The organism is Citricoccus sp. NPDC079358, assembly GCF_040702545.1.
GTDB lineage: Bacteria > Actinomycetota > Actinomycetes > Actinomycetales > Micrococcaceae > Citricoccus.
The window spans coordinates 271,841-290,165 of the sequence record NZ_JBFBLI010000003.1; the positions used below are offsets into that span (position 1 = coordinate 271,841).

The 18,325-nt window shown below is 67.7% G+C and carries 17 protein-coding genes; 12 read left to right on the forward strand and 5 right to left on the reverse strand.

The genetic code is table 11. From position 1 onward, the window contains the following. Positions 1 to 20 precede the first annotated feature (20 nt). Both AB0333_RS05990 and AB0333_RS05995 read right to left on the reverse strand, forming a co-directional pair. Positions 21 to 1,454 (reverse strand): SLC13 family permease, encoded by a 1,434-nt coding sequence (locus tag AB0333_RS05990; RefSeq protein WP_366217776.1) that lies wholly within the window; start codon positions 1,452 to 1,454, stop codon positions 21 to 23. Positions 1,455 to 1,610: 156 nt separating this feature from the next. Further along, complete coding sequence (locus AB0333_RS05995; protein ID WP_366217777.1) at positions 1,611 to 3,140, reverse strand: aldehyde dehydrogenase family protein; 1,530 nt, start codon at positions 3,138 to 3,140, stop codon at positions 1,611 to 1,613. 386 nt (positions 3,141 to 3,526) lie between these two features. Between AB0333_RS05995 and AB0333_RS06000 the strand changes: the two genes are divergently transcribed. The 10 genes from AB0333_RS06000 to AB0333_RS06045 all read left to right on the forward strand — a co-directional run bounded on the left by AB0333_RS06000 (position 3,527) and on the right by AB0333_RS06045 (position 13,483). Next, complete coding sequence (locus tag AB0333_RS06000; RefSeq protein WP_366217778.1) at positions 3,527 to 4,390, forward strand: transketolase; 864 nt, start codon at positions 3,527 to 3,529, stop codon at positions 4,388 to 4,390. 2 nt (positions 4,391 to 4,392) lie between these two features. Beyond that, positions 4,393 to 5,430: a transketolase C-terminal domain-containing protein gene (locus AB0333_RS06005; RefSeq protein WP_366217835.1), complete on the forward strand. Its 1,038-nt coding sequence runs from the start codon at positions 4,393 to 4,395 to the stop codon at positions 5,428 to 5,430. Then, positions 5,427 to 6,563 carry a zinc-binding dehydrogenase gene (locus tag AB0333_RS06010; protein ID WP_366217779.1) on the forward strand — a complete coding sequence of 379 codons (1,137 nt, stop codon included), beginning with the start codon at positions 5,427 to 5,429 and terminating at the stop codon, positions 6,561 to 6,563. Before AB0333_RS06005 ends, AB0333_RS06010 begins: the two co-directional genes overlap by 4 nt. Next, a complete protein-coding gene (locus tag AB0333_RS06015) occupies positions 6,560 to 8,089 on the forward strand; it encodes a sugar ABC transporter ATP-binding protein (RefSeq protein ID WP_366217780.1) in 1,530 nt (509 codons plus the stop codon). The genes AB0333_RS06010 and AB0333_RS06015 overlap by 4 nt, the downstream gene beginning before the upstream one ends. Before the next feature lies 1 nt (position 8,090). Continuing rightward, positions 8,091 to 9,098: an ABC transporter permease gene (locus AB0333_RS06020; RefSeq protein WP_366217781.1), complete on the forward strand. Its 1,008-nt coding sequence runs from the start codon at positions 8,091 to 8,093 to the stop codon at positions 9,096 to 9,098. Positions 9,099 to 9,179: 81 nt separating this feature from the next. Next, a complete protein-coding gene (locus tag AB0333_RS06025; protein ID WP_366217782.1) occupies positions 9,180 to 10,181 on the forward strand; it encodes a sugar ABC transporter substrate-binding protein in 1,002 nt (333 codons plus the stop codon). A gap of 25 nt (positions 10,182 to 10,206) precedes the next feature. Next, entirely contained in the window at positions 10,207 to 11,064 is an 858-nt protein-coding gene (locus AB0333_RS06030; RefSeq protein ID WP_366217783.1) for an SDR family NAD(P)-dependent oxidoreductase, read from the forward strand. A 32-nt stretch (positions 11,065 to 11,096) separates the two neighbouring features. Beyond that, positions 11,097 to 11,876, forward strand: coding sequence for an SDR family NAD(P)-dependent oxidoreductase (locus tag AB0333_RS06035; RefSeq protein WP_366217784.1), 780 nt, complete (start codon positions 11,097 to 11,099; stop codon positions 11,874 to 11,876). A 7-nt stretch (positions 11,877 to 11,883) separates the two neighbouring features. Next, entirely contained in the window at positions 11,884 to 12,717 is an 834-nt protein-coding gene (locus AB0333_RS06040) for a sugar phosphate isomerase/epimerase family protein (protein ID WP_366217785.1), read from the forward strand. 79 nt (positions 12,718 to 12,796) lie between these two features. Next, positions 12,797 to 13,483 (forward strand): NUDIX hydrolase, encoded by a 687-nt coding sequence (locus tag AB0333_RS06045; RefSeq protein ID WP_115932624.1) that lies wholly within the window; start codon positions 12,797 to 12,799, stop codon positions 13,481 to 13,483. 2 nt (positions 13,484 to 13,485) lie between these two features. On the opposite strand, the gene AB0333_RS06050 is transcribed toward AB0333_RS06045, so the two are convergent. Next, complete coding sequence (locus tag AB0333_RS06050) at positions 13,486 to 13,941, reverse strand: Lrp/AsnC family transcriptional regulator (RefSeq protein WP_115932625.1); 456 nt, start codon at positions 13,939 to 13,941, stop codon at positions 13,486 to 13,488. Between the two features lie 117 nt (positions 13,942 to 14,058). Between AB0333_RS06050 and AB0333_RS06055 the strand changes: the two genes are divergently transcribed. Continuing rightward, the gene (locus AB0333_RS06055; protein ID WP_366217786.1) at positions 14,059 to 14,670 is read left to right on the forward strand and encodes a LysE family translocator; all 612 of its coding nucleotides are present in this window, start codon (positions 14,059 to 14,061) and stop codon (positions 14,668 to 14,670) included. 213 nt (positions 14,671 to 14,883) lie between these two features. After that, positions 14,884 to 15,996, forward strand: a complete 1,113-nt coding sequence (locus AB0333_RS06060) for an NAD(P)-dependent alcohol dehydrogenase (RefSeq protein ID WP_366217787.1) — start codon at positions 14,884 to 14,886, stop codon at positions 15,994 to 15,996. A gap of 29 nt (positions 15,997 to 16,025) precedes the next feature. On the opposite strand, the gene AB0333_RS06065 is transcribed toward AB0333_RS06060, so the two are convergent. Beyond that, entirely contained in the window at positions 16,026 to 17,030 is a 1,005-nt protein-coding gene (locus tag AB0333_RS06065; protein WP_366217788.1) for a sugar phosphate isomerase/epimerase family protein, read from the reverse strand. Between the two features lie 60 nt (positions 17,031 to 17,090). After that, positions 17,091 to 18,239, reverse strand: coding sequence for a Gfo/Idh/MocA family oxidoreductase (locus AB0333_RS06070; protein WP_366217789.1), 1,149 nt, complete (start codon positions 18,237 to 18,239; stop codon positions 17,091 to 17,093). Between the last annotated feature and the right edge of the window lie 86 nt (positions 18,240 to 18,325).

An 18,325-nucleotide genomic window follows, 5' to 3' on the forward strand; every position in this document is an offset into this window, starting at 1 on the left:
GTGCGCCGCCACCGTGTGGGCTAGGCGGGAAGCACCAGCGCGAGGATCACCACGATCGGCAGGGAGATGACCGAGGAGATGGACGTTGACATGGTGAGCGTCTTGAGGGATCCCTTGGTAGTGAGGCCGAGCAGCGAGTTGAACATCCAGAAGAAGTTGCTGTTCACCTGGAGCGCGAACATGGCGCCGGAGGCGATGGCCAGGCCCATCGCGATGGGGCTCACGTCCACTGCGCCGAGCACCGGTGCGATGATGCCGGCCGCCGCGATGGCTGCGACGGAGACCGAGCCGATGGCCAGGTGCAGCAGCGCCGCGACGAACCAGGCCAGCACGATGATGAGGATGGTCGGCATGCTCTCATTCGCCGTGAACAGGCCGGCCAGGACCTGGTCGAGTCCGGAGGCGCCGATCACGGCACCCAGCGAACCGCCCACGCCCGTGATGAGCAGGATCTCGCCCGTGGTGTGGAAACCCGACTGCAGCGCATCCTGCGTGCGGCCATTGCCGTTCGTGATCCGGGAGATCAGGTAGGCCCCGAGGAGGCCGATGAACAGGGCGATATTGGCGTCCCCGAAGAACTCGATGACCGGGTTGGTGAACTCGAAAAGGCCTGCGAAGGCCCCGAAGGCGATGAGGACCAGCGGTACGATGATCGGCAGGAACAGGACCACCAGTGGTAGTTCACGCGCCGGCGCAGTGCTGGCAGAACCGGTCGTTCCATCGCCGCCGGTGGACCCACCGCCACCGGTGGTTCCTGCGTGGCCGACGGAGTCCGCGTGGGCCTCCTGGAGGCGGGCCTCCTCGAGCTCCGCAACGGGGGTCGCTCCCTCGTCGGAGGCGGGCTTCCAGTAGTTCGTCCGTAGGATGAGGCGCATCACGAGCGTGGTGAGGAGGGCCGTGACTGGCCCGAGGACGAGGCCGTAGAGGAGCCAGTCGCCCAGCGGGATATCCATCAACCCGGTGATGGAAAGGGCAGCCAGACCGGGGACGACGAACACGTAACCCGAGAAGATCCCCGTGCCGAGCGCCGCGGCCAGCAGGGGCAGGCCGTGCTTGCCGATCTTCGGCGCGGCGGATCGTGCGACCGGGGCCGCGAGGACCACCTGGACATCCACGTAGATGGAAGGCATCACCACGGACAGCAAGGCGGCCATCGAGTACGGCAATCGATCCGCGCCCACCGTCCGCACGAGGACCGTCACGAGGCGAGTGAAGGCGCCACTGGCGTGCAATTGGGAGCCGATGAGCACGCCGAAGCCGATGAGCAGCCCGACCTCGACCATGATCTCACCAAATCCCGTGGTGATCGCCTCGATGGTGCCGGCCAGGCCCACCCCGGTGGCGATCCCCAAGTAGAGGGAGCCGAGGACCAGACTGATGACCGGATCCACTTTGAGCCGGATGATGAGGACCACGATCACCAGGATGGCGATGAGGGTGTGGACGGCAATCATGGTGAGACCTTCCGCAAGAGCTGGAGGCGTCATTCATCGTGCGGAGTCGAATGGCCTAGGGATGTTTTGACTCGCCGACTCTAGCAATCGTGTGAACCGCAGCACAAAGGAGCCCCGCGGCCTCGGCCGGGCCGTGGGGCTCCTGGGGCGCAGCGATCAGCCGACGGGCGTGCTGTCCGCCTCACCGGACGAGGGCCCGGCCTTCAACAGGCCCAGGGCGTGCGGCTCCTGGAAGTTTCTCAGGCCGATCGTGCCCATCTCGCGGCCGATGCCGGACTGCTTGATGCCGCCGAAGGGAGCGCGCTGATCCAGCAGGGCCGGTCCGTGGGTGTTGTGGAAGACGTAGCCCGCCTGCAACCGGGAGCCGACCTCGATGGCGGTCTGCTCGTCCGAGGTCCACACGGAGTTGCACAGCCCGTACTCGGTGTCGTTGACCATCCGGATGCCGTCCTCGAGGTTCTCGAAGGTGAGGATCGGGATGGTCGGTCCGAACTGCTCCTCGGTGACCACGCGCAGGGCCGGGTCTGGATCCAACACGAGCGAGGGGCGCATGAAGTGCCCCTCGGCCCATTCGCCGCCGGGTAGGTCGCCGAACTCGCGGACCTCGGCACCGGAGTCCTTGGCCTCCTGGACCAGGGTCTGCACGAACTCGAGCTGTGCCTTCTGGTGGAAGGGGCCCATGGTGGTGGAGGACTCCGTGGCCGGGCCGATCCTCACCTGCTCCAGGCGCTGGGTCAGCTCGGCGACGAGCTCGTCCCTCTTGGAGGAGTGGACGTAGATGCGCTTGGCGTTCATGCAGACCTGGCCGGTGCTGCCGAAGATGCCCATGAACAGCAGGTCCATGTTCTGCTCGGTGAACTCGGCGTCCTCGAGGATCAGCACGCCGTCATTGCCGCCGAGCTCCAGGGTGACGTTGGTCAGTGTCTGCGCGGCCATGGACATGATCTTCTTGCCGCCATTGACGGAGCCGGTGAAGCAGACCTTGGCCACGTCCTGGTTTGAGACCAAGGCCTCACCGATCTCAGCATCCTCGCCGGTCACCACGTTGAGCACGCCGGCGGGCAGCCGTTCCGCCACGCGCTGCACGGCGCGGGTGGTGGCCAGTGGGCAGGAGGGCGGCGGCTTGACCACCACGGTGTTCCCGGCCATCAGGGCGTAGGGCAGGGAGGCGCCGAGGATGGCGATGGGCCAGTTGAAGGGCACGATGATCGTCACCACGCCCATGGGCTGGTGGGAGATCCGCACCTCGGTGGGTGGCCCCGGAAGGGTCTCGACGGCGTCCACCTCCTCGGCGAGGCCGATCGCCAGTTCGAAGCGCTGGACCAGGCCCATCAGGTCGAAGGTCGATTCCCCGACGACCTTGCCGTTCTCGGAGGAGAGGATGGCGGCCTCCTGTTCGGAACCCTCCATGATGGCGGCCGCGGCCTCGGTCAGGGCCTTGCCTCGTTCGGCTCCGGACAGGGTGGCCCAGGCCGGAAAGGCGTCCTGGGCGGCGGCGACGGCGGCCAGTGCCTGCTCGCGCGACGCGGCGGCCGCCTGGCCCACCACCTCAGAGGGCTTGGCGGGATTGACGATGGTCAGCTTCGACTCGCCCTGGTGCTCCCGGCCCCCGTAGTACAGCGGCGTGTTGGGACGATCGTGGTCCTCGATGCTTCCCGGAGATGGGGAGGTGGTGGTGTCAGTCATGATGCCTCTTTCAGGGATGATGAATGCGGCCGATCTGAAGTGAAATGCCTAAAACAAGTGCGGTGGAAACCGATTCCGCGGTGAGACGGTGGGCTCCTGCGACGCAGGCGCGGCGGCGTGAGCCATATCACTTCAAGGATAGTGAACCAAAGCTGTCCGGGGTGCGTCAAGGAGGTGCCGCCGCTCAGGCGTCATTTTTGGTGCCATTAAGCTCGGTTGGGTGGATTCTGCAATAAAAGCTCAGGTCAGACGGCTCCTTGGGTAGTTAGCGCAAATTTGAGCGAAATACCCCTTTACGTGGACCCCTGTGGGGGCCTATGGTCTCGGGAGACATAGATCACATCTCAGCGAAGTGGCTGGGCAACGCGATTTTCCCGGGGGAACACATGGCGGCAACGATCACCAGGCCGGAGACAGATGTCTCTGAGTTGGAAGACCTTTCGTACGAGCTGAGGGAGAAATTGCTCCTTCTCTGCGGAGAGTATGACGGTTCAGTGCACATAGGTGGTGACCTTTCCTGTGCTGACATATTGACCTTGTTGTTCCAGTACGGGATGCACGTGGATCCAAAGGACCTGCACAACCCCGAACGGGACCGGTTCGTCCTCAGCAAGGGCCACGCAGCGGTCTGCATGTACATCACGATGGCCATCCGCGGGTTCTTCGACTACCGGGAGATCGTGGACACCTACGGCCAGCTCGGCTCCGCCTACGGCATGCACCCGTGCAAGGTGCAACTGCCCGGTGTGGAGGTGTCCACCGGCTCCCTCGGCCACGGCCTGCCGCTGGCCACCGGCATGGCCCTGCATGGCAGGCGTAGCGGCATGGACCACCGCGTCTTCACCCTCATGGGGGACGGCGAGACCGGCGAGGGGTCCGTGTGGGAGGCGGCCCTGGCAGCCCACAGCAACAACCTGGGCAACCTGGTGGCGTTCATCGACCGCAACCGCCAGCTGATGACGAGTTTCTCCGAGGAGCGCGTGAAGCTGGAGCCCTATCCGGACAAGTGGCGTGCTTTCGGCTGGAACGTGATCGAGGTGAACGGCCATGACATGGCTGCCCTCGTGCAGGCCTTCGACTCCCTGCCGGCCCCGGATTCGGACGTTCCCACCGTGGTCATCTGCGACACCGTCAAGGGCAAGGGCGTCGACTTCATGGAGCGCAACCTCGCCTGGCACGCCGGCTCCCTCAATGACACGGATCTGGCGCGGGCACTGACCTCGCTGGCCCACGGACGAAAGGCGGCGTGAGCATGTCCACCGCAGCCAAGACAGTGACCGAACCCGGCATGGACCAGATCACCTCCTTCACCTTCGGGGAGCTGCTCTCCTCCCGGACCGTGATCGGCCAGACGCTCAAGGAACTCGGCGAGACCCATGACAACCTGTGGGTGCTGACCCCGGATATCGGGGCGACCCTGGTCGAGTTCCGGGACACCTACCCGGACCGTTTCGTGGACGTGGGCCTGTCCGAACAGGCCTGCGTGGGCATCGCCGCCGGTCTGGCTAACGAGGGCAACATCCCGGTGGTCTCCGGCATGCTCCCGTTCCTGAGCATGCGCGCCCTGGAGCAGGTCCGCTCGGACATCTGCTATCCCAACCTCCCCGTGAAGATCGTCGGCACCCATGGCGGGCTGGTCGGCAACGGCGGCTCCACCCACTACGCCGTCGAGGACCTGGGCCTGATGACCTCCCTGGTGAACATGACCGTCACCTCCATCGGTGATCCGCTGATGGTCGGAGAGGTCCTTCGCCAGTCCATGTCCATGACGGGGCCGCTCTACATCCGCCTGGCTGTGGGCAAGAAGGACAAGGTGATCTACGAGCCCGGCTCCGTCACCGTGGAGATCGGCAAAGGCATCACCGCCCGCGAGGGCACCGACCTCACCCTCTTCGCGCACGGCGAGACGGTGTCCCAGGCTCTCGAGGCCGCGGAGGTCCTGGCCGCCGAGCACGGCATCGACGCCCGCGTGGTGGACATGTTCACGCTCAAGCCGATCGACGCCGACCTCATCCAGCGCTGCGCCGAGGAGACCGGCCGCTTCGTGGTGGTCGAGGACCACCTGGCCTATGGCGGGCTGGCCTCGCAGGTCTCGGACGTCATCGCGGATCGGGGCTTGCGGCTCGAGGGCTTCCGGCGGCTCGGCATCCCCCAGGTCTTCGCGGGCTTCGGCGAGGACACGGAGCTCCGGGACAAGCACGGTTACGGACTGCAGGCCACCGTTGACGCGGCCCTCGCCGTCACCGAGAACCGTCCTTCCGCACGTGCAAACCAGGGGAGCGTCGCATGACCAGCACCAGCACCACCGTCAGCGCCGCCCCGGAACAGACCTCGAGCGGCGTGGAGACCGTCGCGGTCACCCGCATCGGCAGCCTTCGCGCGCCCGACGCCGGCCAGCGCGGCAGCATCGGCGTCGTCACCTTCCCGGCGGACGAGGTGGGGCCGCAGGATGTGCGCATCACCGTTGCCTACGCCGCGATCTGTGGTTCCGACCCTCACCTGGCCGAGGGGTTCTTCGGCACGGACGTGCCGATCGGGCTGGGACACGAGATCTCCGGCGTCGTGGCCGAATTGGGTCCGCAGGTCCGCCGGACCGACCTGCAGGTGGGGGACCGCGTCTCCGGCAACTTCGTCCGCTTCTGCGGGGCCTGCCAGCCGTGCCAGGACGGACGCCAGCAGTTCTGCGAACACCTGGGCGACTACAACCGCCCCGGCATGGCCCGGTCCGTCGTCTGGCACGAATCCCAGATCTACAAGCTCCCGGAGGAGGTCTCCCTGCTCAAGGGCTGCCTGCTGGAGCCGACGTCCGTGGCCGTGCGGATCGCGGACAAGACCCGTGTCCGCGCCGGCGACCGGGTGGCGATCTGTGGCGGCGGGCCCATCGGTCAGCTCACCCTGCAACTCATGGCGCGGTACGGGGCCACCTCGCTCACGCTCATCGAACCGATCGCGGAGCGGCGCGAACTCGCCCGGCAATTCGGCGCGCTGCACGTGATCGACCCCAATGATGACTCCCTGGAGGAGCGGGCACGCGAGATCACCGCGGGGGCGGGATACGACGTCGTGATCGATGCCTCCGGCTCCCGGCACGCGGTGGCGGGGCTGCTGGACATCGCGGCCCCGGGCGGCACCGTGGTCTACGGGGCCATGTACCCGGAGGACTACGAGCTGCCGCTCAACCTCTCCGACTACCTGTACCGCAAGGAACTGACCCTCACCGGGGTCTTCGTCTCCCCGTACACGTTCCCGCGGGCCGTGAGGCTCTTGGCCGAACTGGACCTGGAGCCCTTCCTGCAGTCGGTCTTCGACCTGGAGGACGCGTCCGAGGCCTTCGAGACGCACGTGAGCGGCGAGCATCCGAAGGTGGTCATCCGCTGCAACGACCTTTCGGAGCCCGGCACCGAGAGGGCGTGTCGGCGATGAGCACCGCAACCGCAGAGACCGCTGCCCCTCAGGCCGAAGAGCTGGTGCTGCAGGCGCAGGGCATCTCCAAGCACTTCGAGGGTGTGGCCGCCCTCACGGACGCCCGGCTCGACGTCCGGCCGGGAGAGATCCACGCGCTGCTGGGAGAGAACGGGGCGGGCAAATCCACCCTGATCAAGGTCCTCACCGGCGTGTACCGTCCTGACGCGGGCTCCATCGCCTCCAACGGCGAGAACGTGCACTTCGCCGCGGTGCGGGACGCCCACCACTCCGGTGTGGTGGCGTTGTACCAGGAGCTGTCCATCGTGCCGACCATCAGCGTGGCCGAGAACATCCTCCTCGGCGAGCGCACCCCGAACACCGTTGGCCTGGTGCGGTGGCCCGAGGCCAACCGTGAGGCGCAACGGCACCTCGACCGCCTCAATCAACGTATCCCCGTCCGCCGGCTGGCCGGGCAGCTCTCGCCGGTGCAGCAGACGATGGTGGCCGTGGCCCGTGCTCTGGCCGCCGACGCCCGCGTCTTGATCCTCGATGAGCCCACCGCCTCTCTGACGGATACCGAGATCAAGGACCTCTTCGCCGTCCTGCGCAGTCTGCGCGACGAAGGAGTCGGGATCGTCTACGTCTCGCACCGGCTGGAGGAGGTGTTCGAGCTGTGCGACCGCGTGACCATCATGCGCAACGGATCGACCATCTCCACCCGGGACGTCGCGGACATCACGATCGACGGAGTCATCTCCACCATGGTCGGCCGCGCCCCGGGTGAGCTGTTTCCGGATCGGGGCACCGCGACGGACCGCGCTGTGGTCTCGGTCGAGTCGCTGACCGGTCGCAGGGTCCAGGACGTCTCCTTCACGGCGCACGCCGGCGAGGTGCTCGGCATCGGCGGACTGGCCGGATCCGGGCGCAGTGAACTCTTGCGCCTGCTGGCCGGGGCCCAGAAGGCCACCGGTGGCACCATCACGGTGGCGGGGCGCGTACTGCCCGCCAAGGGCGACGTCGGCGCGGTCCTGAATGCGGGCATGGTGTTGGTTCCCGAGGAGCGCCGCAGTCAAGGCGTGTCCCTGAACGCCTCGATCCAGGACAACATCGCCCTGGCCAATCTGGAGAAGGTCAGCACCGGCGGATGGGTGTCAGCCCGACGGGTGACCGAGCTGGCGCGCCGGAGCATGGAGAACCTGCGGATCAAGGCGCGCGGCCCACGGCAGCACGTCGGTCTGCTCTCGGGAGGCAACCAACAGAAGGTCGTCCTGGCCAAGATGTTGGCCCGGGAGCCGCACGTGCTGTTGCTCGACGAACCCACCCGAGGGATCGACGTCGGCACCAAGGCCGAGATCTACCGGCTCATCCGCGAGCTCGCTGCCCAGGGGACCACGATCATCGCCGTGAGTTCCGAATTGCCCGAACTGATCGGTCTCTCCGATCGGATCCTCATCATGCACGAGGGCCGGATCTCCGGGCAGGTGCCCGCCGAGGGCGCCGACGAGGAACTCCTGCTCTCCTACTGCTACGGAAGGAATGCCTGACATGGCAACCACCGAAACCGTCTCGGCAGCGCCATTGCCTCAAGACCGGCCCGACGAAACCCGTGAAGAGCGCAAGTCCCTCTCTCAGATGGTGCTCCAGAGCGGCACCATCATCGCCCTGGTGGGGCTGATTGTCATCTTCGGAGTCCTGAGTCCCAGTGGATTCCTCAGCCTGGGGAACCTGACGAACATCCTGGCCCAGGTCGCCATCCTGACCATCATCGCTGGGGCCCAGACGATCGTCATGGTCACCGGGCATTTCGATCTCTCGGTCGGCACCACGGCCACCCTCTCCGGAGCCAGCGCCTCGGCCTTCATGTTGTCCGGTCTCCCGGTACCCGTCGCCATCATCCTGGGGCTGCTGGTCGGACTGGGAGTGGGCATGATCAACGGCTTCCTGGTGGCCTTCCTGAACATCTCGGCCATCGTGGCCACCCTGGCAACCCTGACCACCGTCGGCGGCCTCGCCTTCATCGTCACGGACGGCACCACCCTGTACGGCATGCCCGAGGTCTTCTACTGGGTCGGCCAGTCCCGCATCGCCGGCCTGCCCATGCCCGTGGTCATCGCCCTGGTCGTCGCCCTGGTCATCTGGGTCGTGCTGAAGTACACCACGGTCGGCCGCCGCTGGTACGCCGTCGGCGGCAATGCTGATGTCGCCCGGTTGTCCGGTGTCAGCGTGCGCGGCAACGTGTTCTGGGCCTTCGCCTTGGCCGGCTTGGTCTCCGGGCTGGGCGGGATCGTCCTGGTCAGCCGGCTGTCCAGCGCCAGCGCCACCAGCGCCAACGACTACATGATGCTGGCCGTGGCAGCCGTATTCCTGGGCATGACGCTCTCCAACTCCGGACAGGCGAACCTCGGCGGGACCCTCGTGGGCGTCGGCATCATCGGCGTCCTGCAGAACGGCCTGAACATCGTGGGGGTGAACACCTACGTGCAACAGGTGCTGACCGGAATCATCATTGTCGCCGCCGTGCTGCTCTCCTCCTTCAAATCACGCCGGGCGTGACGCCCGTCAGTCGTCCTCTTCATCACCCCCTGTCACCCTTCTATCCCCACACCACGGTGTGCCCTACCTCGGGAGAAACCCATGCGCACTCGACTGAAGATCATCACCGGCCTCGCCGCGGCCGCCATGCTCGGCCTGACGGGCTGCTCGGCCCCCGGCGCTGATGCCGGAGCAGCGGGAAGTTCCGGAGGCTCTGGCGATGACGGCACCTTCAAGGTCGCCGCCTTCACCGCCGGCTACGCGACGCCCGGCGGCAAACTGACCCTGGACAAGTTCGTGGAGGAGGGCAAGGCCAAGGGCTGGGACATCACCCTGTACACCTCCGACTTCGACTACGACAAGATCAACTCGGACATGCAGTCCGCCATCACCCAGGGGGTAGACGTCATCCTGGCGGGCTTCCCCGATCCACGCCAGATCGCCCCGCTCGTCAACTCCGCCGAGTCCGCGGATATCCCCATCTTCTCCATCGATGGCGGGGTGGAACCCAACGAGGACTTCGTGGAGGACGTCACCTTCGACCAGGACCAGCTCGCCTCACTCACCGTGGGCGCGCTCGAAGAAGCCATGGGCGGCCTTGAGGGCAAGGACGTCATGGTGATCGGCCACGATCCCCACATCGGCATCATGACCCGCAGCAACCTCGCCTACGACATGCTCGAGGAGGCCGGGGCCAACATCGCCGGCGGTGAGATGAAGCAGGCCCTGAACCCGGGCACCTCCCAGGAGGAGGCGCTGAAGTTCGTCACCGACTTCCTGCAGGCCAACCCGGACGGCCTGGACGGCGTGTGGGTCGGTTGGGACCACGCGGCGCTGGGCGCCGCGCAGGCCATCGACGAAGCCGGTCGGGATGACATCTACGTCACCGGCGTGGACGCGCTCGGCGTGGCCGTCGAGGAGATCAAGAAGGACGGTCCGTTCTATGCCTCCGTCCACCAGGACTGGTTCTCCGTCGTCGACGTCGTGGTCGAAGACATCGAGGCCTACCGGGCTGACGGAACCCTGCCTGAGGAGAACTTCGTCGAGGTCGAGGGCGAGTTGATCGACCGCGACAACGCGGCGGACTTCACCCCGTCCATGTGATCCCGTTCGATCAGAAAGGCATGAGATGACCACCACCGATTCCACTGCCGAACACGTCGCTGGACCAGCTACCGGCACTCAGCGTCTGCTGGACCTGTTCTCGATGCACGACGACATCGTCGTGGTCACCGGGGCCTCGAGCGGCATCGGCCGCGCCGCGGCAGAGATCTACGCCGACGCCGGAGCGACCGTCGTCGTGCTCGGCCGGGACCAGCACCGGCTGGATGAGGTCAGGGACGCGATTGCCGCCACCGGGGGCACGGCCCACGCCTATGCCGCCGACCTGGCCGCGCCGGGCGCTGTCGACGAGGTGCTGGCGCGGATCGTGGCGGAGGTGGGCCGCCCGACGGTGGTGGTGGCCAATGCCGGCATCGCCGGAGGCGGCAGCTATCGCACGGAGGACGGGGCCATCGGCCGGTATTCGGACGAGGAGTGGCGGGATGTGGTGGCCACCAACCTCAACGGCACCTTCGAGACCGTCCGGGCCGCCGCCCGCGTGCTGCCGGACCACGGCCGGATCCTCGTGACCTCGTCTACCGCCGGCCTGCGCACCGATCCGATGGTCTCCTATGCCTATGGCGCCACCAAGGCCGGGATCATCAACCTTGCCCGGCAGGCCGCCCTGGAACTCGCACCCCGCGGGATCCGCGTCAACGTGATCGCCCCCGGCCCCTTCAAGGGCACTCGGATCGGTGGGGACGCCGTGCTGGACGAGGCGGGGGAGCGGATGTGGGAGGAGACCATCCCGCTGGCCCGGATGGGCACCATGGCGGAGATCCAGGCACCGATGCTCTTCCTCGTGGCGCCGGGCAACTCCTTCGTCACCGGTGCCGTCCTGGCCGTGGACGGCGGAGCGCTCGCACTCTCACACGGCATGTTCTGACTGACCCGACCCTGACCCACCAAGGAGAATCCATGACCACCCTGACGAACAAAGTCCTGCTGATCACCGGCGGAGCGAGCGGCATCGGCCGCGCCACCGTGCGCCGCTGCGCCGAGAAGGGTGCCAAGGTGATCGTGGCCGACCTGAATCTCGCCGGCGCCCAGTCGGTGGCCGACGAGGTGGCGGCAGCCGGTGGCACGGCACACGCCGTGGCCGTCGATGTCTCGGACTTCGCCGCCGTCGAGCGGGCCGTGCAGTCCGCCGTGGACGCCTTCGGCCGCCTGGACGGGATCTTCAACAACGCGGGCATCGCCGGCGGCAAGCCGCTGCTGGACCACGATCCGGCCAAGGACTACCACCCCATGATCCGGATCGACCAGGACGGCGTGTACTACGGCATCCTGGCCGCGGCACGGCAGTTCGTGAAGCAGGGCGGGGGAGGGGTCATCGTCAACACGTCCTCCATCTACGGCGAGCAGGCCGCCGAGCTGTCCTTCACCTACAGCGCCGCCAAGGCCGCCGTCATCTCCTTCACCCGCTCGGCCGCCTACGAGCTGGCCGAGCACGGAACCCGCGTGCTGGCGATCACCCCGGGACGTGCGAACACCGCGATCATCCAGCAGTTCCCCCAGAAGCTGCGGGACCTGTTCGCCTCCGAGCAGCTGCGCAACAAGATGACCGAGCCGGAGGAGATCGCGAACGTGGTGGCCTTCCTGTTCTCCGAGGAGTCCAACGCCATGAACGGCACGGTGGTGAGCGTGGATGACGGCTACTCGGTGTTCAAGCACCGCTTCGAGCTGCCGGAGTTCTGAGGTGCGGGTGGACCTGGCCTGCCAGAGCGCGGCGTTCACCACGGACCCCTTCAGCGAGGAGTTCACCCGCTCGCTTCCAGTCCTGAAGGACGCCGGATACCGGCGCGTGGTGCTCGGCCCGCTGGATCCGTCCAGCCGCGGAATCGAGGCCCTCGGACAGCGGATTCACGACGCCGGCCTGGTCCCGATCACGATGGCCGTCCAGTCCCCGGGGGCGAACGTCACGTCTGACGAGCCGACCGTGCGCCGGCGCGGTTTCGAGCAATTGCGCCGGTTCGTGGACATGACAGGGCGGATGGGCGGGGATCATCTCAACGGGGTGCCCTACGGCGTCCACGGTGACACCACCGCTCGGCCCGCAGAGGGAACGCTCGCCAACACGGCGCAACTGGTGGGTGACGTGGCTGATGAGGCCGCCGCCGCCGGGGTCCTCATGACCTTCGAGGTGGTCAACCGGTACGAGACCGCCGTGCTGAACACCGCGGCCCAGGCCGTGCGGTTCGTGGAGCTCTCCGGCTCGAGGAACCTGAAGATCCACCTGGACACCTTCCACATGGCCATCGAGGAACCGGACCTGGTCGGGGCCGTGGCCCAGGCCCTGCCCCACCTCGGGTACCTGGAGTTCGGGCAGTCCTCCCGCGGGCTGCTTTCCACCGGTTCCCTGGACCTGGCCCGGATCCTGGAGGAGGTCCAGGCCCTGGGCTATGTGGGTCGGTACGGCGTGGAGGGATTCAGTCGTGCCGTCATGCAGGAGCCGGTGGCCGATGCGCTGAAGATCTGGGACACCACCTTTTGCACGGGCGAGGAGTTCGTCCGTGACGCTGCCGGCCTGTTCGTTTGACGCTTCACCGGAGGACCTGATCGAGACCTGCCCCACGGCCGGCGCGAGACGCCGGGCCGGGGTGGATAGATTGGGTGGCATGTCCCCGGAACGCGATGACCTGCTGGCCTATCCCCGCCCGTCCGTGGCGGCCGACGTCGTGCTTCTGACCGTGGCCGACGGGGAACTGAACGTGGTCCTGCGGAAGCGGGACCAGGGCAGCCATGCGGGGGAGTGGATGCTGCCGGGCACCATGCTGCGCGAACGCGAGCGGCTGGGTGACGCGGTGCTGCGGTGCCTGGACACGCGGATGCACATCCAGGGCCGCTCGCCGCGGCAACTGCACGTCTTCGACGACCCGGCCCGGGACGAACGCGGTTGGGTGCTGACCGTGACCCACCTGGACGTACTGCCGTTGTCCGCGTTGACGCTGGGTCTGCAGCATGGCCATGGCCAGCTGCGACCGGTGTCCCAGGTGCACGGCCTGCCCTTCAGCCACGACGAGATCATCGCGTGGGCCGTGAAGATGGTGCGCTGGGAGTACGGCCAGGCCCCGGACCCGTGGAACCTGCTGGACTCCCAATTCACCATGACCCAGCTTCGCCAAGCCCATGATGCCGTGGCGGGAGCCGTCCATCAGAAGGACACCTTCCGGCGGACCATGGAGCCGCTCCTCGAGGCACTCGAAGAGCGGGCCGTGCCGCCAGGCGGCAACGGCCTGGGCCGTCCGGCCCGGATCTACCGGAAACGCCCGGACGGGTACCAGCCCGTGCTGATCATGGCCTAGCGCTACGGGATCGGGAGGGTCTCCCCGCCGCGGATCCTCTTCATGACCATGGTGGAGCCCAGGCGCTGGACGCCGGGCAGGCTGCCGAGGGCGGTGTCGTAGAGCTGCTGGTAGGCCGCCAGGTCCGGGGTGAGGATGCGCAGGAGGTAGTCGGGCTCGCCGAAAAGCCGCTGGGCCTCGACGATCTCCGGGATCTCCCGCGCGGCGGCCTCGAACGCGCCGACGGTCTCGACGTCGGTACGCCCCATGGTGACGAAGACGATGGCCTCGAAGTGCAGGCCGATGGCCTCCGGGGAGACCACGGCTCGGTAGCGCTCGATCGCCCGCGACTGCTCGAGGTCCTTGAGCCGGCGGTGGCAGGCGGAGAGGCTGAGGCCGACTTTCTGGGCCAGCACGGTGGCGCTCATGCGCCCGTCCTCCTGCAGGAGGGAGAGGATCTCCCGGTTGATCGCGTCCATGCCGGAAAGTATTCCACCCCAGGGGCGATTTCGTGCGGTAATTCGAAGCACATCTCGCGCGATTCTCCGTACGATCTACAGCCAGGAGAAGGGGAGTGCAGTATGGACGCGGCATTGATGGCACAGTTCTGGCTCGTGGCGGTACTGCTCGCCCTGACGCCGGGGGCCGACTGGGCGTACGCGATCTCCGCCGGCCTGCGCGCGCGGTCCGTGGTGCCCGCCGTGGCCGGCATGGTCACCGGCTACGCGCTCGTGGTGACCCTCGTGGCCGTGGGTGCCGGTGCCCTCGTGACGCAGTACCCCGCGGCACTGACCGTGCTGACCCTGGCCGGGTCGGTGTACCTACTCCACCTCGGGATCACCACTCTGGTCGCACGGACGGAGGCGCCCTCCGCCAGCGACGAACCACTGGGGACCGGCCCGCTGTCCCAGTTCCTCCGGGGTGCCGGGATCAGTGGAATCAACCCCAAGGGGTTGCTCTTGCTGCTCGCGCTCCTGCCCCAGTTCACGTCGGGTGGCGGAGCCTGGTCCTCGACAACCCAGATGTTCGCCCTGGGGAGCCTGCACGTGGCCAACTGCGCGGTCATCTACCTCGTGGTGGCCCTGCTGGCGAAGCGCATCCTCCGCTCGCGGCCCCGCGTCAGCGCCGCAGTGGTCAAGGTCGCCGGGATCCTCATGACCCTGATCGGGGCCAGCATCCTCCTCGAGCAGGGGCTGGCCGTCCTCTGAGGGGTGTCAGTCCCCCAGGGGTGCCTTGCTGCCTGATGGGAGTGAGATACCCGGCACCGTCCGGTTGTTCCACGGCGCGAAAGTGGCCGGTCCGGCACCGGCCTCACGGGTACCCTGGCGGATGAACCCTGGGCGGTCTTCCCGGGGACCAGACCGTTCCGCGTGGCTGTGGAGAAGACGGCCGCCAGGACCGACTGATCAGGAGACTCCGCTGTGAAGATCCAAGCACTCGTCGTTGAGGAGAAGAACGCCCCGTTCGTCAGGGAGGAGCTTGAACTCGAGCGGCCGGGCCCGGGGGAGGTGCTGGTGCGGGTGGTCGCCTCCGGGGTGTGCCACACGGACGCCATCACCCAGGCCGGAGACATGCCCCTGCCGCTGCCCGGAGTGCTCGGCCACGAGGGTTCGGGGGTGGTGGAGGCCGTCGGCGAAGACGTGGGTTCGGTAGCGGTGGGGGACCACGTCATCCTGGGCTGGCCCTACTGCGGCCAATGCCGGAACTGCCGCCGTGGCGAGCACCGCTACTGCGAGCTGCTCGGTCCGGCCGTGGCCAGCGGACAGCGGTTCATCGGCCCACAGGCCGGCACCTCCGCGTATACCCGTGCCGACGGATCCACGCTGTCCGGGCACTTCTTCGGCCAGTCCTCCTTCGCGACCTATGCACTGGCCAACGCGAATGCCATCGTGGCCGTGGACCCCGAGGTGCCACTGGAGTTGGTGGGCGTGCTGGCCTGCGGCATCACCACCGGTGCGGGTGCCATCCTGAACACCGCCCGTCCCGCCGCCGGGGAGTCCGTGGTCATCTACGGCGCGGGCGCGGTGGGACTCGCGGCGATCATGGCGGCCCGGAACACCCCGGCCACCACGATCATCGCCATCGACCTGCATGATTCCCGCTTGGACCTGGCTACCCGGTACGGCGCCACCCACGTCATCAACTCCGGCCGGGAGAACGCGCTGGAGCGGATCCTGGAGATCTGCGGCGGGCCGGCGGACTATGCCGTGGACTGCACCGGGGTGGTCGCCGTGATCGAGGAGGCAGCCGAGGCGATCGGGATGCTCGGCACGCTGATCCTGATTGGCGGGGCGCCGGCTGAGGCCCGGTTCAGCCTGGACCACCAGCGGACCCTGTGGGGCAAGCACGTGGTGGGCACCCTGGGCGGGTCCGGCACCTCTCAGGACCTGGTCCCCGCCCTGATCGCGCTGTACCAGCAGGGCCGGTTCCCATTCGACGAGCTGGTCCGGTACTACGACTTCGACCAGGTTGACCAGGCCTTCGCCGACTCCAAGTCCGGCGAGACCATCAAGCCGGTGCTGCGGATCGGCTAGTGCAGGGTGTTCGATGAACCGGAGCCGGACTATCGGCGTTGCTCGAACGCCGCGTCGAAGGACGCGGACGGCGCCGGGAAGTCCAGCTTCCTCAGCACCGCGAGGGCCTCCGGTGCACCGTGCAACCGGTCCATCCCCGCGTCCTCCCACTCGATCGAAATCGGGCCGTCGTAGCCGATCGCCGCCAGCGAGCGGAACGCGTCCTCCCACGGCACGTCACCCCGTCCCACCGAGACGAAGTCCCAGCCGCGCCGCGGGTCACCCCACGGCAGGTGTGAGCCGAGCACGCCGTTGCGGCCTCCGCCCATCCGCATCCGCGTGTCCTTGCAGTCCACGTGGTAGATCCGGTCGGCGAAGTCGGAGATGAACGCCACCGGATCGATCCCCTGCCACATCATGTGGCTCGGGTCCCAGTTCAGGCCGAACGCCTCGCGGTGGCCCACGGCTTCCAGCGTCTTGACGGTCGACCAGTAGTCGTAGGCGATCTCGGTCGGGTGTACCTCAAGGGCGAACCGCACCCCGCACTCGTCGAAGACATCCAGGATGGGGTTCCACCGGTCGGCGAAGTCTTGATAGCCGGCGTCGATGACCTCCCGCGGCACCGGCGGGAACAGGGTCACGTACTGCCAGATCGAGGACCCGGTGAATCCGACGACGGTGTCCACTCCCAGCCGCCGGGCCAGCCGAGCGGTGTTCTTGAGCTCCTCGGCCGCCCGCTGACGGACGCCCTCCGGATCGCCGTCGCCCCACACCCGGTCGCCGACGATCGCCTGGTGGCGGAAGTCGATCGGATCGTCGCAGACCGTCTGACCCGTCAGGTGGTTCGAGATGGTCCAGACACTCAACCCATACCGCTCCAGGATGCCGAGGCGCTCGGCGATGTAGTCGTCATCGTCCCAGCGCCAGGCGTCGAGGTGCCCGCCGGAGACCGCGATCTCCAATCCGTCGTAGCCCCAGCCGGACGCGAGGCGGGCGACCTCTTCGAGGGGCAGGTCGACCCATTGGCCGGTGAACAAGGTGTAGTTGAGTGCCATCCGGTTGCTCCTTCGGTACGGGGTTCTGTGCTGCTGCTCGGTGGTGCGGCAACGCTGTCGCTAGCCCGTCGCCGTCCAGGCGCTGCCGTGCTCCGCGCTGCGCTGGACGCCATCGAGAACGCGCTGCACCTGGTAGCCGTCGGCGAAGGAGGGCTCGGGCTGCCGACCCTCGGTGACGGCCTCGACGAAGTCCCGGGCCTGGTGCACGAAGCCGTGCTCGTAGCCGAGTGCGTGACCGGTGGGCCACCAGGCGGACATATAGGGGTGCTCGGGCTCAGTGACCATGATGTCGGTGAAGCCCTGCCGGGTGCCGGGGGCCGTCGCGTCATAGAAGCCCAACGAGTTGTAGTCCTCCAGGTCGAACGCGATCGCGCCGAGGGATCCGGAGACCTCGATGCGCAGGGAGTTCTTGCGCCCGGTGGCCATGCGGGTGGCCTCGAAGGAGCCGATGGCGCCGCCATCGAAACGGGCGGTGAACAGCGCGGCGTCGTCCACGGACACCCGGCCGCGCTCCGACGCCGAGTTCGGGAGGGGCCGTTCCTCGACGAACGTGTTCAGGATGCCGCTCACGCCGGCCACCTTCTGGCCGGTGATGAACTGAGACAGGTCGACGGCATGGGCCCCCAGGTCACCGAGCGCGCCGGAGCCGGCATGCTCCTGCTGGAGCCGCCACGTCAGGGGTGCCTCGGCGTCGTGCAGCCAGTCCTGCAAGTAGGCGGCACGGATCTGGCGGACCTCGCCGACAGCACCGGACCGGACGAGATCGCGGGCGAAAGCCGCCGCAGGCACCCGGCGGTAGGTGAACCCGATCATGGCGAAGACGTTCGCCCCGGTCCGTTCAGCGGCCTCGGCCATCGCCGCGGCCTCCTCGAGGGTGTTCGCCAGTGGCTTCTCGCACAACACGTGCTTGCCGGCCTGCAGTGCGGCGATGGCCATCTCGGCGTGAGAGCCGCCGGGGGTCACGATGTCCACCACGTCGATGTCCTCACGCTCGATGGCGGCCCGCCAGTCCGTGGCGGTCTCCGCCCACCCCCACCGGGCGGCGGCGGCCTCGACGCCGGCGGCCTGACGGCCAACCAGCAACGTCATCTCCGGACGGGCAGACAGATCGAAGAACCTGGGCGCCACCCGCCATCCCTGCGAATGGGCGGCTCCCATGAAACCGTGCCCGATCAGGGCGATCCTCAGTGGTGGTACGGGGCGGGGCATGGTCTCTCCTGCAGGGGGCGTCGGCTGGACGACGGATGGATGACGGCTCGTTGAGGGCGGCCTGCGGGGCGGGGCGTTCCGCGGGG

Excerpts from the sequence above, each read along its gene's own strand:
- AB0333_RS05990 (WP_366217776.1), bottom strand. The coding sequence starts at position 1,454 with ATGATTGCCGTCCACACCCTCATCGCCATCCTGGTGATCGTGGTCCTC.
- AB0333_RS05995 (WP_366217777.1), bottom strand. The coding sequence starts at position 3,140 with ATGACTGACACCACCACCTCCCCATCTCCGGGAAGCATCGAGGACCAC.
- AB0333_RS06000 (WP_366217778.1), top strand. The coding sequence starts at position 3,527 with ATGGCGGCAACGATCACCAGGCCGGAGACAGATGTCTCTGAGTTGGAA.
- AB0333_RS06005 (WP_366217835.1), top strand. The coding sequence starts at position 4,393 with ATGTCCACCGCAGCCAAGACAGTGACCGAACCCGGCATGGACCAGATC.
- AB0333_RS06010 (WP_366217779.1), top strand. The coding sequence starts at position 5,427 with ATGACCAGCACCAGCACCACCGTCAGCGCCGCCCCGGAACAGACCTCG.
- AB0333_RS06015 (WP_366217780.1), top strand. The coding sequence starts at position 6,560 with ATGAGCACCGCAACCGCAGAGACCGCTGCCCCTCAGGCCGAAGAGCTG.
- AB0333_RS06020 (WP_366217781.1), top strand. The coding sequence starts at position 8,091 with ATGGCAACCACCGAAACCGTCTCGGCAGCGCCATTGCCTCAAGACCGG.
- AB0333_RS06025 (WP_366217782.1), top strand. The coding sequence starts at position 9,180 with ATGCGCACTCGACTGAAGATCATCACCGGCCTCGCCGCGGCCGCCATG.
- AB0333_RS06030 (WP_366217783.1), top strand. The coding sequence starts at position 10,207 with ATGACCACCACCGATTCCACTGCCGAACACGTCGCTGGACCAGCTACC.
- AB0333_RS06035 (WP_366217784.1), top strand. The coding sequence starts at position 11,097 with ATGACCACCCTGACGAACAAAGTCCTGCTGATCACCGGCGGAGCGAGC.
- AB0333_RS06045 (WP_115932624.1), top strand. The coding sequence starts at position 12,797 with ATGTCCCCGGAACGCGATGACCTGCTGGCCTATCCCCGCCCGTCCGTG.
- AB0333_RS06050 (WP_115932625.1), bottom strand. The coding sequence starts at position 13,941 with ATGGACGCGATCAACCGGGAGATCCTCTCCCTCCTGCAGGAGGACGGG.
- AB0333_RS06055 (WP_366217786.1), top strand. The coding sequence starts at position 14,059 with ATGGCACAGTTCTGGCTCGTGGCGGTACTGCTCGCCCTGACGCCGGGG.
- AB0333_RS06065 (WP_366217788.1), bottom strand. The coding sequence starts at position 17,030 with ATGGCACTCAACTACACCTTGTTCACCGGCCAATGGGTCGACCTGCCC.
- AB0333_RS06070 (WP_366217789.1), bottom strand. The coding sequence starts at position 18,239 with ATGCCCCGCCCCGTACCACCACTGAGGATCGCCCTGATCGGGCACGGT.